The 16413-nt window shown below is 62.7% G+C and carries 14 protein-coding genes; 5 read left to right on the top strand and 9 right to left on the bottom strand.

The window, feature by feature from the left end:
* Positions 1 to 164: 164 nt before the first annotated feature.
* Entirely contained in the window at positions 165 to 974 is an 810-nt protein-coding gene (gene map, locus CFR72_RS00190) for a type I methionyl aminopeptidase (RefSeq protein WP_110912080.1), read from the bottom strand.
* 163 nt (positions 975 to 1137) lie between these two features.
* Positions 1138 to 2316, bottom strand: a complete 1179-nt coding sequence (locus tag CFR72_RS00185) for a D-alanyl-D-alanine carboxypeptidase family protein (RefSeq protein ID WP_110912079.1) — start codon at positions 2314 to 2316, stop codon at positions 1138 to 1140.
* Between the two features lie 324 nt (positions 2317 to 2640).
* On the opposite strand from CFR72_RS00185, the gene clpS reads away from it, so the two are divergent.
* Both clpS and clpA read left to right on the top strand, forming a co-directional pair.
* Positions 2641 to 3009: an ATP-dependent Clp protease adapter ClpS gene (clpS, locus tag CFR72_RS00180; protein ID WP_110912078.1), complete on the top strand. Its 369-nt coding sequence runs from the start codon at positions 2641 to 2643 to the stop codon at positions 3007 to 3009.
* Positions 3010 to 3167: 158 nt separating this feature from the next.
* Positions 3168 to 5507 carry an ATP-dependent Clp protease ATP-binding subunit ClpA gene (gene clpA / locus CFR72_RS00175; RefSeq protein ID WP_110912207.1) on the top strand — a complete coding sequence of 780 codons (2340 nt, stop codon included), beginning with the start codon at positions 3168 to 3170 and terminating at the stop codon, positions 5505 to 5507.
* A gap of 301 nt (positions 5508 to 5808) precedes the next feature.
* Here the strand turns inward: clpA and CFR72_RS00170 are convergent, their stop codons facing one another.
* Positions 5809 to 6393 carry a YqgE/AlgH family protein gene (locus CFR72_RS00170; RefSeq protein WP_110912206.1) on the bottom strand — a complete coding sequence of 195 codons (585 nt, stop codon included), beginning with the start codon at positions 6391 to 6393 and terminating at the stop codon, positions 5809 to 5811.
* Positions 6394 to 6556: 163 nt separating this feature from the next.
* Here CFR72_RS00170 and CFR72_RS00165 point away from each other — a divergent pair, with 163 nt between their 5' ends.
* From CFR72_RS00165 to CFR72_RS00155, 3 genes are all read left to right on the top strand, one after another.
* A complete protein-coding gene (locus tag CFR72_RS00165; RefSeq protein ID WP_110912077.1) occupies positions 6557 to 7315 on the top strand; it encodes an SDR family NAD(P)-dependent oxidoreductase in 759 nt (252 codons plus the stop codon).
* Between the two features lie 9 nt (positions 7316 to 7324).
* On the top strand, positions 7325 to 8263 hold the full coding sequence (locus CFR72_RS00160; protein ID WP_233042936.1) for a polyphosphate kinase 2 family protein: 939 nt from the start codon (positions 7325 to 7327) through the stop codon (positions 8261 to 8263).
* A gap of 97 nt (positions 8264 to 8360) precedes the next feature.
* Positions 8361 to 8852 carry a DUF3465 domain-containing protein gene (locus CFR72_RS00155; RefSeq protein ID WP_110912076.1) on the top strand — a complete coding sequence of 164 codons (492 nt, stop codon included), beginning with the start codon at positions 8361 to 8363 and terminating at the stop codon, positions 8850 to 8852.
* 120 nt (positions 8853 to 8972) lie between these two features.
* Here CFR72_RS00155 and CFR72_RS00150 read toward each other — a convergent pair whose 3' ends face one another.
* From CFR72_RS00150 to CFR72_RS00120, 6 genes are all read right to left on the bottom strand, one after another.
* On the bottom strand, positions 8973 to 9851 hold the full coding sequence (locus tag CFR72_RS00150; protein WP_110912075.1) for a TIGR01459 family HAD-type hydrolase: 879 nt from the start codon (positions 9849 to 9851) through the stop codon (positions 8973 to 8975).
* The gene (locus CFR72_RS00145; RefSeq protein ID WP_110912074.1) at positions 9848 to 10924 is read right to left on the bottom strand and encodes a quinone-dependent dihydroorotate dehydrogenase; all 1077 of its coding nucleotides are present in this window, start codon (positions 10922 to 10924) and stop codon (positions 9848 to 9850) included. Before CFR72_RS00145 ends, CFR72_RS00150 begins: the two co-directional genes overlap by 4 nt.
* Before the next feature lie 46 nt (positions 10925 to 10970).
* On the bottom strand, positions 10971 to 12179 hold the full coding sequence (locus CFR72_RS00140; RefSeq protein WP_110912073.1) for an L-dopachrome tautomerase-related protein: 1209 nt from the start codon (positions 12177 to 12179) through the stop codon (positions 10971 to 10973).
* Positions 12180 to 12387: 208 nt separating this feature from the next.
* Positions 12388 to 13704 (bottom strand): c-type cytochrome, encoded by a 1317-nt coding sequence (locus tag CFR72_RS00130; RefSeq protein WP_110912071.1) that lies wholly within the window; start codon positions 13702 to 13704, stop codon positions 12388 to 12390.
* The gene (locus CFR72_RS00125; RefSeq protein ID WP_110912070.1) at positions 13701 to 15488 is read right to left on the bottom strand and encodes a GMC family oxidoreductase; all 1788 of its coding nucleotides are present in this window, start codon (positions 15486 to 15488) and stop codon (positions 13701 to 13703) included. Before CFR72_RS00125 ends, CFR72_RS00130 begins: the two co-directional genes overlap by 4 nt.
* Position 15489: 1 nt before the next feature.
* Entirely contained in the window at positions 15490 to 16185 is a 696-nt protein-coding gene (locus CFR72_RS00120) for a gluconate 2-dehydrogenase subunit 3 family protein (protein WP_233042932.1), read from the bottom strand.
* Positions 16186 to 16413: the final 228 nt, after the last annotated feature.

Raw genomic sequence — 16413 nt, 5'->3', positions numbered from 1 at the left:
TTTTCCAAAAAACTGATAAAAAGAAAATAGATACGATACTGAAATTATAAAAGTTTCCGGTGACGCTTTTTCCAAAAAGCCTCAGGGACGCCGCCCTTTTCAGGACAGAGGCGACGCCCGGGAACTTTTATTGTTTTTTATCAAAGAACTGCCATAGAAATCATTTACCCGGCAATATTGTAAGGCGGCTTGTTCAGCCCTGCGGGAGAGTAGGTGAAGACCTCGCACCCGTCCTCCGTCACGCCCATCATGTGCTCGAACTGCGCCGACAGCGAACGGTCGCGCGTCACGGCGGTCCAGCCATCGCCAAGGATCTTCACATCCGGGCGGCCGATATTGAGCATCGGTTCAATGGTGAAGAACATGCCAGGACGCAGGACGACGCCATGCCCCGGACGGCCATAATGCAGCACGTTTGGCGCGGCGTGGAAGGTCCGGCCGATGCCGTGGCCGCAGAAGTCGCGCACGACGGAAAAGCGCCGTTCCTCCGCATAGGTCTGGATCACATGACCCACATCCCCAAGCGTGGCGCCCGGGCGCACCGCCCTGATGGCCAGCATCAGCGATTCATAGGTGGCGTCGATCAGGTTCTGCGCCTTCTTCGACGGCGTGCCCACCGTGTACATACGACTGGTATCGCCAAACCAGCCATCAAGGATGACGGTCACGTCGATATTGAGGATATCGCCTTCCTTGAGCACCTTGTCGCCGGGGATGCCGTGGCAGACGACATGGTTGATGGAAATGCAGCTTGCCTTTTCATACCCGCGATAGCCAATCGTGGCGGACACGCCGCCATGCGCCACCATGAAGGCATGGATACGCTCATCCAGTTCGCCGGTCGTCACACCCGCCTGCACATATGGCGTAATCATGTCGAGCGTCCGTGCCGCAAGCTGTCCCGCCGCCCGCATGCCGACAAAATCCTCGGGGGAGTGCAGGACGATCGCGCCCTCGTTCATGTCGCCATCCATGCCGATATTCCTTCGTCGCTAGTCATCGCGTAATCACATCCACGCGCCCGCGCCCGCCGGGACAGGTTCCCGGCGCCACGGCCCGATGGATGCGATGCCATCCCATGAACGGCGACAGGTTCTATACCCCCATCGGCGCGCCGTGTCAGCGGCCGAGGCGGATCTAGCTGCGCGTCTTGGCCTTTGTGGTGGCGACGCGATGCGCCTGCCCCATCCCGACAAGATGGACGTGCGCATGCGTAGTGGCGGCATGGGTATGCGACGTCGCGGCATGCGAGACAGCATGGACAGCGGCCGGATTCGTCCCGTGCCGCAATCGCGCATAGGACAGCGGAATCGACGCATCGGCGACCTGTTCAGGCCCGTCCATGCGATAGCGCGAACTCGCCAGCATGAGGCGACCGCGCCCGGATACCGCGCGGTGGCGTGCGGCAAGGGCATTGCGCGCAAGGACAAGCGGACGCTGGACCGGGGCGATTCCCTCCGCCTTGAAACTGTCGTCGAGCAGGTCGGCCATCACCTCGTTACGCTCCGCGTTCGACGAGGCGCCCATGACCACCCCGATCAGGCGGACATTGTCGCGCACGGCGGAGGTGACAAGGTTATGCCCGGCAACGGCGGTGTAACCGGTCTTGAGCCCGTCCGCCCCCGGATAGGACTGGAGCATCGGGTCATGGTTGGGCACGTACCGGCCCCGGAAATAGAAGGCGGGGACCGCGAAATAATGGTAATATTCGCTGAAATCGAGGGCGATATGCCGCGCAAGCGTCGCAAGGTCACGCGCGGAGGTCATCTGCTCCTCATTCGGCAGGCCCGATGCATTGCGGAACGACGTGTCGTTCATCGACAGGCGCGCGGCCTGCTGCGTCATGATCTGCGCGAAGGTTTCCTCGCTCCCCGCGCCAAGGAATTCGCCCAGCGCACAGGCCGCGTCATTGGCCGATTTCGTCACGAGGGCAAGGATCGCCTCCTCCACCGTCAAATAGCTGCCCGGACGCAGACCAAGCTTCGACGGTTCCATGGAGGCGGCATGCGCACTGACGGGCACCACCTGGTCCAGCGTGATGCGCCCCGCCCTGAGCGCCTTGAACGTCAGGTAGAGGGTCATCAGCTTCGTCAGGCTGGCGGGATAGCGGCGCAGGCTGGCATTGGACTGCGACAGGACGGCCCCGGTACGGGCATCCATGACGATGGAACTGATCTGTCCCACATACTGGGCACGGGCCTGTCCCGCTCCGCCAAACAGCCCCGCGATCAGGCCGCCCGCTACCAGCAGTGAAACCTTCACCCTGGTGCCGCGTGCAGTGAAAAGACGCTTCAGACGACGGGGAAAAGGGGACATGCGGTGATTATCATCCAGTGCTGGACCGGGTGAACATCCCCGCGGTCGCCATCATATGACAATTAATTCTGCGCCATCCTAGACATCGGAACGCACCGGCGTCCAGAGCGGAATTGCGAAAAATGGCTGAAACCGCATGCAACTTTATATTGCCGGGCCATATGCCCCGTCCCCCGCCGCCACACGAAACCGAGAGGAGGTGAAAAAATGATGCCCCATAATGCCGCCTGCCCCTTTCAACAGGGAACAGAGTTCCAATATGGTAGGATCATGTCCGTCACACGCCTGCCCTCCCCTGTCGCCCAAGCCCCGCACCATCGCGGCATGCGCCTGCCTGCGCATGCACATGGCGGAAACACCCCGCCGCGCCGGCCCGACGGCGACAGCGGCAATGATGACGGACTGGCGGGCGTTGTCATCCGCACCCGGCCACAGACCCGCAAGCCGGCGATGTACAAGGTGCTGATGCTCAATGACGACTACACCCCGATGGAGTTCGTCGTCCACGTGCTGGAACGGTTTTTCCAGAAATCGCGTGAAGAGGCGACGGACATCATGCTGCATGTCCACAAGCGCGGCGTTGGCGTCTGTGGCGTCTTTACCTACGAAGTTGCTGAAACGAAGGTCACGCAGGTCATGGACCTCGCACGCCAGAACCAGCATCCCCTGCAGTGCACGATCGAAAAGGACTGAGGCCACGATCAGGCATTTTCCCACCTTTGCATTCTTTCATGCGGATTTATGCAAATTTCCTCTGGCATTCCCCCCGCAACGGGACAAAGATCGGAGTGATTGTCCGGTCATGATCCCCGGGGCCGCAATGGCCCCCCTTGGAAAAGGAGCGTCTCGGCATGTTGTCACGTAATCTGGAACAGACGCTTCATCGTGCGCTGACACTCGCCAGCGAACGGCGGCATGAATATGCCACCCTCGAACATCTTCTCCTCTCCCTCATCGACGACCCGGACGCGGTCACGGTCTTTCGCGCCTGCGGTGTTGACCTTGACAAGCTGCGCCACGACCTGACGGAATTCCTGGACAAGGACCTTGCGGGGCTGGCGTCGGACCGCACCGTCGATCCCAAGCCCACGGCCGCGTTCCAGCGCGTGATCCAGCGCGCCGCGATCCATGTGCAGTCCACCGGCCGGGACGAGGTGACGGGCGCGAACGTCCTTGTCGCCCTGTTCGCCGAACGCGAAAGCCATGCCGTCTATTTCCTGCAGTTGCAGGACATGACGCGGCTGGATGCCGTCAACTTCATCTCCCACGGGATCGCCAAGGCGCCGGAGCGTTCGACGCGCCGCCCGGTCGCAGGCACACCGTCCGAAGGCCCCGACCCCGAACGCGAGGAAACCGGCAAGGGACGGCAGAAGAACCAGGATGCGCTGTCCACCTACTGCACGAACCTCAACGACAAGGCGAGCGAGGGGAAGATCGACCCGCTGATCGGCCGCGACTCGGAAATCGAGCGCACGATCCAGATCCTGTGCCGCCGCACGAAGAACAACCCGCTTTACGTGGGTGATCCCGGCGTGGGCAAGACCGCGATCGCCGAAGGACTGGCCAAGCGGATCGTCGAGGGCGACGTGCCGGAGGTGCTGCTCAACTCCACGATCTATTCGCTCGACATGGGCGCGCTGCTGGCGGGGACGCGCTATCGCGGTGATTTCGAGGAACGGCTGAAGGCGGTTGTCACCGAACTCGACAACAACCCGGGCAGCATCCTGTTCATCGACGAAATCCACACCGTCATCGGTGCGGGTGCGACGTCGGGCGGGGCGATGGATGCGTCGAACCTGCTGAAGCCCGCGCTGGCGGCGGGGACGCTGCGCTGCATCGGGTCCACCACGTACAAGGAATACCGCCAGCATTTCGAAAAGGACCGCGCGCTGGTGCGCCGGTTCCAGAAGATCGACGTGGCGGAACCTTCCATCGACGATGCGGTGAAGATCCTGCGTGGCCTGAAGGTCAATTACGAAAAGCACCACAAGGTCCGCTATACCGACGATGCGATCCGTGGGGCGGTGGAACTGGCGGCGAAATACATCCATGACCGCAAGCTGCCGGACAAGGCCATCGACGTCATTGACGAGGTGGGCGCGTCGCGCATGCTGGTGCCCGAAAACCGCCGCCGCAAGACCGTCACCCTGAAGGATGTGGAGGACATCGTCGCCAAGATCGCCCGCATCCCGCCCAAGAGCGTGTCGTCGGACGACAAGGAGACGCTGCGCTCCCTCGAACGTGACCTCAAGGGCATGGTCTATGGGCAGGACAAGGCGATCGAGGCGCTGACGGCCGCGATCAAGCTGTCACGCGCGGGTCTGCGCGATGCGGAGAAGCCGATTGGCAACTACCTGTTCTCCGGCCCGACGGGCGTGGGCAAGACCGAGGTGGCGAAGCAGTTGGCCAGCACGCTGGGCATCGAACTGATCCGCTTCGACATGTCCGAATACATGGAGCGTCATTCGATCTCGCGCCTGATCGGTGCGCCGCCGGGCTATGTCGGGTTTGACCAGGGCGGCCTGCTGACCGATGCCATCGACCAGCACCCGCATGCGGTCCTGCTGCTTGACGAGATCGAGAAGGCGCATCCCGACCTGTATAACGTGCTGTTGCAGGTCATGGACCATGGTCGCCTGACGGACCATAACGGCAAGACGGTCGATTTCCGCAATGTCATGCTGATCATGACGACGAATGAGGGGGCCGCGGACCTGAGCAAGGAGGCCATCGGCTTTGCCCGCAACGGGCGTGAGGGCGAGGATGAGGAAGCCATCAAGCGCATCTTCACCCCTGAATTCCGCAACCGCCTCGATGCGATCATTCCCTTTGCCCACCTGTCGCCCGAAGTGGTGGACCGCGTGGTGGAGAAGTTCATCTTCCAGCTTGAAGCCCAACTGGCGGATCGCAACGTGATGATCGAGATTTCGTCGGCGGCGAAGGAATGGCTGGCGGAACGTGGTTATGACCGCCTGTATGGCGCGCGCCCCCTGGGTCGTGTCATTCAGGAAAACATCAAGAAGCCGCTGGCCGAGGAACTGCTGTTCGGCAAGCTGGTCAAGGGTGGGGTGGTCAAGATCTCGCTCAAGGATGGCAAGCTGGACTTCGACTACATCTCCCACGATCCGTCGTCCTCGGCGACGGAAGGGGATGAAGGCGATAACGAGAAAGAGTCCGAAGCGGCGGACTGATCTCCAGCCGTTCAGGACGGAGAAACCGGGAACAGGGGTCGGAAACGGCCCCTGTTTTCGTATTGGTGAGGGTTCGGGGCAAAGCCCCTGAAACATGCCCGGCCCCAAAAGGGAGCGTACTCCCCGCGCCCTGATCCATTCAAAAGTAGTGGTTTCCAAAGGGCCGCGCCCTTTGGTGGGGGTTCGGGGGCAAAGCCCCTGAATGTGCACCGCAGTCGGCACATGGAACATCCGGGCGCTGCCCGGAGGATCCCTGCACCCTGATTCATTTTAAAGTAATGGTCTCGCTGCTGCTTTTTTCCTATGCGTTTCCGCTATCGGAACTGAACCATGCGGGATCAAGGTTCACGCTGGCCAGTGCCTGCCGCCATTTGCCGGAATGATCGGGGCTGAAGACGATCTGTTCCGTCGCGGGGGCGGAGACCCATGCGTTATGGCGCAGGATTTCGTCTTCCAGTTGACCGGCCTCCCAGCTTGCATGCCCCATCGCCAGCAGCGCATGCTGCGGTCCTGCCCCATCGGCGATCACCCGCAATATGTCCAGACTGGCGGTCAGGATGGTGCTGTCATTGACGGCCATGCTGCCATTGCCTTCCCAATCGGCGGAATGCAGGACAAAGCCGCGTGAACTGTCCACCGGGCCACCCGCGCACAGGCCGATCCGACGCCGCGGGGGCACAGGGGCCACGCCAAGCTGCTCCAGCACATCGTCAAGCATGGGTTGCGACAGGCGACGGTTCACCACCAGCCCCATCGCCCCGTCTTCGGCCGAATGGGCGCACAGATAGATGACGCTACGCTCAAAGGGCGTATCCATCAGCGCCGGTGTCGCCACCAGCAAATGTCCGGTCAGGTTGTGGCCCGATGTCAGGGATATCTTAGGCATGAGCAAAGGATAGAACCACATCCCCCCCTTTTTGCAACCGTTTCATGCAATCGCTCCCGCCCGGGACAAAACCCGGCCCATCCGCGTTACGAATTTGAATCTGTCACGCAGGACCGTCACACTGTCCGCCATGACCCCCATCACACAACGAAAGGATCATCCCATGTCGAAGATCGCCCTTGTCACCGGTGCAACCGCCGGTTTTGGAAAGGCCATTGCCGAACGCCTGGTGCGCGATGGATATCGTGTCATCGCCACGGGCCGGCGCCAGGAACGGCTGGATGCACTGGCGGCACAGTTGGGCAAGGCGCTGCTGCCCCTGCGCCTTGACATGATGGACAAGGCCGCGATCGCCTCCCTGCCTGACGCTCTGCCCGCCGAGTGGCGGGAGGTCGATATCCTTGTGAACAATGCCGGCCTCGCCCTTGGCATTTCCAAGGCGCAGGAAAGCGATATCAGCGACTGGGAGCGCATGATCGCAACCAATGTCACCGGCATGGTGGAACTGACGCGCGCGCTGCTGCCGGGCATGGTCGCACGCGATCGCGGGCATATCGTCTCGCTGGGCAGCACGGCCGGGATCTATCCCTATGTCGGCGGCAACGTCTATGGCGCCACCAAGGCGTTCGTGGAACAGTTCATGCGCAACCTGCGCTGCGACCTGCTGGGCAGGAATGTCCGCGCCACCAACATCGCGCCCGGCCTGTGCGGCGGCAGCGAGTTCAGCAAGGTGCGCCTGCGTGACGATGCGAAGGCTGCGGCCGTTTACGAAGGCACGCATCCCCTGCTGCCCGATGACATCGCGGAAACGGTATCGTGGGTCGTGAACCTGCCGGCGCATGTCAACATCAACCAGATCGAGATGATGCCGGTCTGTCAGGCGGCCGGTGGCCTGTCCGTCGTCAAGGGCATGAAGGACTGAGCCGTATCAATGCAGGACAGGACCAAGATTACCAAAACCCAGCCCGACGCGGCCACAATCGCGGCGCAGGCTGAACTGGCGACACGTTTTCGCATTACCGATGGCACGGATTTCAGGCTTTCGGCCTGCCCGACGCGTGCGGCGCAGGACTGCGGACTGGAAAAGAAAGGCGGCAAGCGGCGGCTGTATGAACGGATCGGCCGCCTGTCGGAACTGCAGGCACGGCTGTATGCCAATGGTGAATGGTCGATGCTGATCGTGCTGCAGGCACTGGACGCGGCGGGCAAGGATGGCGTCATCAAGCATGTGATGTCCGGCATCAATCCCGAAGGCGTCAATGTCACCTCCTTCAAGCAGCCCGGCCCGGTCGAACTTGCCCATGACTATCTGTGGCGCGAACATCTGGCCCTGCCGCAGGGCGGGCATATCGGCATCTTCAACCGCAGCCATTATGAAGAAGTGCTGGTCACGCGGGTGCATCCCGAGATCCTTGAAAACCAGAAGATCCCGCCACAACTTCGCAAATCACCTACGCTGTGGGACGACCGGTATCGCGACATCCGCCATTTCGAGGAGTATCTGGCGCGTCAGGGCACGGTGATCGTCAAATTCTTCCTGCACCTGTCAAAGGACGAACAGCGCAAGCGTTTCCTGTCACGCATCAACCATCCTGAAAAGAACTGGAAATTTTCAGCAGCCGACATCCATGAACGCGGATACTGGGACAGTTACCAGGACGCCTATGAACAGGCGATCCGCAATACGGCCGGCCCGCATGCCCCATGGTTCGTGGTTCCGGCGGACCAGAAATGGTTCGCCCGCCTGGTGGTGATCGAGACGCTGATCGCAGCGCTTGAGCAGCTTGACCTGCAGATGCCCAAGCTTGACGCCGCCGCGCGCGCGGAAATGAAAAAGGCCCGCCAGCAACTGATGGCCGAAAAGACATAGAACGTCACATCCGCATATAACGCATGCGTGTGCGGGTCATTGACGCGCGCACGCATCCCACGCATGGAAGGCATGTAGTGACAGAATGAGGACTGTGATGTCGGCACGCTTAACCCTGCTGCGCTCCTTTTGCGCGGGCGCCATGATGGTCACCGCCGCACAGGTGATGACCAGTGCGAGCGCGCATGCGTGGGGGGAGTCCGTTTCCCCCAGTTGTGACAATCGCAGGTTCCTTGAGGACCAGCGCAGGTTCGAGAACGAGGAACGCCACAGCCGCAATGCCGACCTGCCCGAACATGTCTGCGGCCGGGTCATCGCCGTCTCCCGCGCGCGCCGGACCCGCAGTGGCTGGCATGGCTATTTCTATGTCGATGTCGGGTCGGGAATTTCCATCCGCATCGTCTCCGATCTTGACCGCATGGAGGCCCCGCAATGGCCGTGGGTGGCGAAGGGCGATGATGTGGATGTGGTCGGACGCTATTACTTCGACAACCTGCGCAGCCAGGGTATCGACTGGACCCATCATGGCACCAGCCGGAACTGGCCCATCGCGGGCTATGTGACGGTCAACGGTCACCGGTACGAATAAAAAGGCCTCTTAACAATAAAAGTTTTTGGTGAAGCTTTTTCCAAAAAGCTTCAAGGAACCCCGCCTTTTTAAAAAAGGCAGCGCCCAAAAACTTTTATCTGTCTATCGCGACCGCCTCGCCTACCACCGGAAGGACGGCACGCACACCGCCGGATCAAGCCCCGCGCCATGGGCTTCCTCCACCGCGAGAGCGTAATCGGCATCGCGCCCCTCGGCCCAGCTTCCGCCCAGCATTTCCTGATGGATACCGCCCAGCACCCAGCAGCCATCGACGCCCGCGCCCTTTGCGCCGCGCATGTCGGTGGCAAGGGAGTCGCCCACCGCAAGGATGCGTGACACCGGCAGGTCCATCATGCCCGCCACAAGGGCATAGACCTCCGGATGGGGCTTGCCGATCCAGCGCACCTCCCCGCCCTGGCTTTCCTCATACCGACTGGCCAGCGCACCGGCGCACAGCATGCGACGGTTGCCACGGATCACCTGCTGGTCAGGGTTGGCGCAGATCATCTTCAGCCCATGTCTGGCGCACTGGTCCAGAATCGGCAGATAGGGCGTAATGTCCTCCTCCCCCCGGTCGGCATCTGGCCCGGTATTGAGGATGAAATCCGCCTGCGCCGGATCTTCCACCACATCGAGGTCCAGTCCCGCGAACAGGTCTACATCCTTCTGCGGCCCAAGGTGGAGCATCCGCCGACCCAGTTGCGCGAACCATGGGTCGGTGCGCGACTGCAGCATCCGGCGCGTGCATTCGCCGCTGGTCATCAGCCCTTCATACAGGTCGTCGCCAATGCCCATCGCCCGCAGGCCACGCTGCACCGTGTCGGCCCGGCGCGGGGCATTGGACAGCAGGATCACCCGCCTGCCCGCCTTGCGTAGCTGCCGCAGGCATTCCGGCGCACCGGGATACGGGGCGACGCCGTTATGGATGACGCCCCACAGGTCAACGATATACCCGTCATACCGATCCGCCACAGGGGCGATTCCGCTGGCTTCCTTCACGACAGGGCGGTTCCTTTCGCATCGGACAGGGTCTCGAACCCCTGCAGGCGCAACGCCGTCAGCGTCTCGCGCTTCAGTCGCGACAGGATCGCCGGCCCTTCATAGGCATAGGCGGTATAAAGCTGCACAAGGTCGGCCCCCATGCGTACGCGCTCCACAATGTCCGCACCACTTTCGATACCACCGCACGCCACCAGCGTCAGGCGTCCCTTTGCCGCGCGGGACACGTGCGACAGCGTATCGCACGACAGCGGCGTCAGCGGACGCCCCGACAGGCCGCCGGTTTCCGTGGCATAGGCGCTGCGCAGGCTGCGCGGGCGCGAGATCGTGGTGTTGGTGACGATCAGGCCCTGCGCACCGCCCGCAATCGCGGCCTCCACCACATCGGGGATATCGTCGCGCGCCATGTCGGGCGACAGCTTGACCAGCATCGGCGGACGTTCGGGATGGGCTGCGGCAATCGCATCAAGGATGGATTTCAGGCGCGACGCCTCCAGCAGGTCACGCAGGCCCGGAGTATTGGGCGACGACAGGTTGATGACGATGTAATCGACATAATTCTTGATGCGGCTGACCAGCAGGGGATAGTCGCGCTCCGGGTCCGCGCCGGTCTTGTTGATGCCAAGGTTCGCGCCCACCGGTACCTTTGCCCCCACATGCCAGCCCGACGCGCTGACGCGGTGCAGGCGCGCCATGCGCACGGCAAAGCGGTCGATGCCCTGATTGTTGAAGCCCATGCGGTTGATGATCGCGCGGTCTTCCGTCAGGCGGAACAGGCGCGGACGCGGATTGCCCGGCTGCGGGCGCGGGGTGACGGTCCCGGCCTCCACGAAACCGAAGCCCGAACGCGACAGCGGACGCACCACCAGCGCGTTCTTGTCGAACCCCGCACCAATGCCGATCGGGTTCGGAAACCGCAGGCCCATGGCGCGAATCGACAGGGCGGGATCGTCCCGGGCCGGGTCCGATACGCCGCCAAGCCCGAGTTGCAGGGCATTGAGGGCAAGCTGATGGGCGTCCTCGGGATCAAGGCGCCGGATCAGGGGCATCATCATGCGCGACATAATATTCATGACCGGGATTTTTGCCGCAATTCGTCCCAAAGGGAAAGGGGCGTGCCTATTTCACATGCAGCGCATCGACCGCTGCCGCCGGGTCCGTGGGAAAGCGGATCAGGTAATAGGGAGGCACCCGCAGGTCGTGCCCCCCGTTCAGCCCGCCAAGCCGGTTCCACTGTCCCAGCGTGCAATAAACGTCGCCACCATCGACAAAGATCCCGTCCGGTGACAGCACGCGCGGATCGCGCACCATGGTGTCGAACGACCCATCGACATTGCGGCGAAAGATGGCGTCATGTTCGAAATTGGTGGTGTAGATGCGTCCCTGCCCATCGGTGGCAAGCCCGTCGGCCACACCCTTTTCCCCTTCGTCACGCACGGCCTGCGCCAGTTGCGCCTCGGTCGTGGAAAAGTCGGACAGGAGCGCCGTGGAAATACTGTAGAGCCGCCTGCTGGTCAGCGGACAGAAATACAGCGTGCCACTGTCGGGGGAGAGCGTAATCCCGTCCGCCCCGCCCCAGACGAAGGCGGGTTTGTGCCGCGGGGGATCGAACACCAGCGGGCGGCCTTCGACCACGGCCATGAAACCGCGCTCCGCCTGTGTGGCGTGATGCTGCGCCAGTACCCGCCGCTGCCGCCCGGTGGCAATGTCAACCACAACCAGCGCAGGCGACATGCCGAACGAAGAGTCCGTGACATACACCGTCCCCGCCGCCCCATGCTTCAGGTCCACGCGCAGGTCGTTCATGTGGCTGTCGGGCAGGACGATGCCGGGACGCAGCACGATATTGGAAAAAATCGTGTTGGTGGCAGGATCAATCCCAATCACCTTCGCCGCCCCCGGCGCCAGCGGCAGCCCCGCGAGCTTGCCATCGTCAATGCACCACAGCCGCCCGCGCGTATCGGTGGTCATGCCATGGACCGACATCAGGCGCTGCGCGGGCGGGCGGTCCGACGGCAGGCTCCATTGCGCATCGGGATAGGCATGAATCCCGTCATCGCGCAGTTCCGCAAGCGTGGCCCCCGTATGGTTGACGGCATGGCGGGGAAAACCGACGAAGATGCGCCGTCCCGGTGTCACCGCAACCCCCGATGGGCCGGGACCGTCAAAACGGGCCACGACCTCGAACGGGCCTGCCGAATTGAGGCCGTGATCGCGGTTCGTGCCCTCTGTTGCGGCGGGGGCGGCATGGGCGCGTCCCGCCGTCCGGGCCAGTGCTGCGGCAACACCCATGGGAACGGCTGCCCCCAGTAATGAACGACGCTTCATGAGTGTTCCTTTCCCGCTTGCCACCTGCCTGAAAATCCAAAGAAGTTTTTGGTGAAGCTTTTTTCAAAAAGCTTCGAAAGAACGTCGCTTTTTTCAATCAAAAGGCGACACCAAAAAAACTTTTATAACTTCATCAGAAAGCCGCCTGCCCTTCCCCGCCACAGTGACGGAGCCTCACGGCAGGGACAACCGCCCCGCCCCATCACGATCAGTTCAGGGGCTGGCGCGCCGGGGGGGCGTCCCCGCTGCCTTTCAGGGAACGCCGCACCTCCGCGACCTCCGCCGCGCTGACCTGCGGCACGTCATTGCCCCATGACTGGCGGATGAAACTGACCACGTCGGCCACGGCCCGGTCGTCCATGCGTGCCGCGAAACCGGGCATGACAAAGGCGGACGGCGCCTGATGGGTGGCGCGCAGCACACTGCCCGTCAGCACGATGCGGATCAGCGACGTGGCGGAGGCATCCATCACCACCGGATTTCCCGCAAGCGGCGGGAACGTCGTGGGATAGCCACGCCCGTCGGTGCGGTGGCAGGCGGCGCAGTTATCGACATAGGCCCGCGCGCCACGCGCCGACAGGTCGCCTGCATGCAGGGTGCGGCCCGTCGTTTCATCATACTGCCACGCGCGCGCCTGCGGGTGCGCGGGCGGCAGGGATTTCAGGTAATGGGCGATCGCCCGCAGGTCATCATCGCTCAGATGCTGCGTGCCGTGGCGGATCGCATCCGTCATCCCGCCAAAGGCGGCGGCATGCATGACGCGGCCGGTCTGCAGGAAGGTCACGATATCCTCCTCGCTCCACCGGCCAAGGCCCTCGCGCATTTCCCCGCGCAGGCTGACGGGATTCCACCCGTCCACCGCGCTGCCGCCCGACAGGTACAGTGGCCCGTCCACCGCCGTCAGGGCCTTTTCCTGCATCGCGATGCCGCGTGGAGTATGGCAGGCCCCGCAATGGCCCGGCCCCTCCACCAGGTAGGCCCCGCGCGCCAGTTGCGGATCGGCGAAAGTCCGCACGCCCTGCGCACCCGACGGGGCAAACATCATCCGCCACGCCACCAGCGGCCAGCGCATCGACAGCGGCCAGACAATGTCATTGGGCGCAACCGGGGTGGCGACAGGGGCAACGCCCTTCATGAAATAGACATACAGCGCATGCACATCCGCATCCGTCATGTGCGCATAGGACGGATAGGGCATGGCCGGATACAGCGTCGCCCCGTCACGGCGGATCCCCTGACGCACCGCGCGGGCGAATTCCGCCTCGCTATAGCTACCGATACCCGCCTTGGGATCGGGCGTGATGTTGGACGCGCGGATCGTGCCCATCGGCAGGTGGAACGCCAGCCCCCCGGCAAAGGGCTTCCCGCCCGGCAGGCTGTGGCACGCGGAACAGTCCGCGGCACGCGCCACATACTCCCCCGCCGCGACCTGCGCCTGCTCCCCCGCGTCATCCGCCGCACGCGCGGGAGCAGTCCCCCATCCGGCAAGCCCCAGCAGCAGGGCAAGGACACGCCCCCCCTTCACAGTGACACCAGGGGGCCGGGATTTTTCAGGTAGGTCTGCCGGATATGATGCGCCGCCCAGTAGGCAAGGGCCGCGACCATGCCGGTCGGGTTGTATCCCGTCCCCTGCGGAAACGCATTGGCGCCGATGACAAACACATTCGGCACGTCCCACACCTGCAGGTAACGGTTGAGCGCACTGGTGTTCGGGTCCGTCCCCATCACCGCGCCACCGCCCAGATGCGTGGTCTGGTATTTGCGCGTGTCGAACGGCACGCCGAATTCCCGCTTCGTCAACTGCACCTGCCGCGCGCCCATCGCACGCGCCACATCGCCAATGCGGTCCACCACATAACGGTTCATGCGGATATCGTTGTCTTTCCAGTCGAACGTCATGCGCAGCAGAGGCAGGCCATAGGCGTCCTTCCATGTCGGGTCGAGGTCGAGGAACACATCGCGATAGGCCATGTTCGCCCCGTGCGCATCAATGCGCAGGGAATGGCGGTAGGTATCGACCAGTCCCTTTTTCCACGCACTGCCCCAGCGCGGCGTGCCCGGCGGCCCGCCCGCCTGTGCCGCGGCGATGGCCTTCACCCCCGCCTGGTTCACCCATACGGGCGATCCCCCGACAAATCCCAGCGGGCCATGGTCGAAATTTTCGCTGTTGAAATCATCGAATGCGACACCGCCACCGCCGGTACCGACGAACTGTTCGGTCTCGATCCCCTGATCCAGCCAGACCATGCTGGTCGTCACGTTCTGGTAGACGAAGTTACGCCCCACGACGCCTTCGTTGGCGACAGGATCATAAGGTTTCCCAATTCCCGACAGCAGCATGAGCCGGACGTTATGGAACTGGAACGCGCTGAGGATCACCAGTTCGGCAGGCTGCGTCCATGTCCGCCCTTCGCGATCGGCATAAGTCACGCCCGTGGCACGGGTTTTCGTGCTGTCCATCTCCACGCGCAGGACATTGGCATGCGTGCGCAGTTCAAACAGCGGGTCACGCCGCAGGACCGGCAGGATGTTCACGTTGGGCGATGCCTTGGAATACATGTAGCAGGCATAACCGCTGCAATATCCACAGAAATTGCACGGCCCCATCTGCGCGCCATAGGGATTGGTATACTGCGCCGATGCATTGGCCGCAGGCATGGAATAGGGATGGAAGCCCGCCTCCGTCGCGGCCTTGCGGAACAGGTGCGCGCTATAGACGTCCTTGAGCGCAGGCAGCGGGAACGGCCCGGAACGCGACGGGGAAAAGACATTGCCCTGCCCCACCACCTTGCCATTGATCTTGTAAGGTTCCCCCGACGTGCCGAACACCTTTTCCGCGCGGTCGAAAAATGGTTCCAGTTCGTCATAGGTGACGCCGTAATCCTGAAGGTTCATGCCTTCGGGAATAAAGGATTTTCCATACCGCTCGATCACCTTCGAACGCAGGATAAGGTCATCGGGTGGCATGCGGAAATGCACGCCAGACCAGTGCAGGCCCGCGCCGCCGACGCCCTCGCCCGGCAGGAACGCGGCCATGCGCCGGTATGGCAGGGCGCGCTGGTGGATATTGTTCCTGATTGTAACGGTGTTTTTCGAAAGGTCCTGGAACAGGCGATAGCGGAAATTGCCCTCCAGTTCATCAATCGAACCGGGATAGGCCCCCTCGACGGCGGTGCTGCGGTCGGGACCGCGTTCGAGCATGACGACATTGCGCCCGGCCTCGGTCATTTCCTTGGCCATGATCGAACCGGCCCAGCCACCCCCGACAATGACGACATCGACGGGTTTCAGTCGCGTTGCATCATCCATGTCAGGCGGTCTCCCCGGAAATCGAGACGGTCCCCAGCGGATATTTCACGCCATACTGGTCCACCCAGTCCATGAAGTCGGCACGCGCGCCGGGGAAGCCGATCATGGTCCATGACCGCAGTCCAACATTCCCGCCATGGATGGGATCGGCAAACGCGCCTTCCATCGTATTGGACAGCAACTGTTCAAAAAACTGTGCGGCGGGCAGGTCGGGAAACATCATTTCCCCCTTTTCCATCATGGCCAGGACTTCATCCTGACGTTCGGGGGACAGGGCGGCGAAATCCGCACCATCATTGTGCTGGCACCATGCATTGGCGCCCGCAATCCCCCGGCGATAGACCTCCCGCGGGGGATAGGGCAACTGGTAGCCAAGGTTGGCCGGCCCTTCGACAAAGGGTTCGTGCATGTACCACATCTCCCCCCGGCCATAGGGCGTATCCATCTGCAGGTCGATGAAGCGCGGCACGCCAAGCGCCACCCCGTCCGGCCCGAGCGCATCATGCGGGATCAGGCGCGCACACGCGGCGTTGAGAAATTTCCATTCGGCAGCGTCAAAGAATACCGGCGTATGGGACATACCGGCCGTGGGGGCACCGGCACGCGCCACGCCATACGGCATCGCCACCAGTGCGGTGGTGCCAGCCATGACCTGCATGAACGTGCGACGGGAAGGGAGGGCATGCGACCTGTTCATCGAGATGTCATGTCTCCATCATTACGGTCTGGATGCAAGGGGGACATCGCCATGCCTGCCCCATACTGGCCGATCCATGCCAGCAAATCATTGTCATATCCTGAACCATTCGTCCCGAAAATGAAACGACCCGCCACACGGGGCGGGTCGCATCATCGGGGACAGTGTCTCCACCCGCGTGCCAGCAGCAGGCGACGCGCGGGAACGGTCCGTCAGAATAATGGCGGC

This window comes from Gluconacetobacter entanii (assembly GCF_003206495.1).
Classification (GTDB): Bacteria; Pseudomonadota; Alphaproteobacteria; order Acetobacterales; family Acetobacteraceae; genus Novacetimonas; species Novacetimonas entanii.
This window is presented reverse-complemented; position numbering and strand designations above follow the sequence as displayed.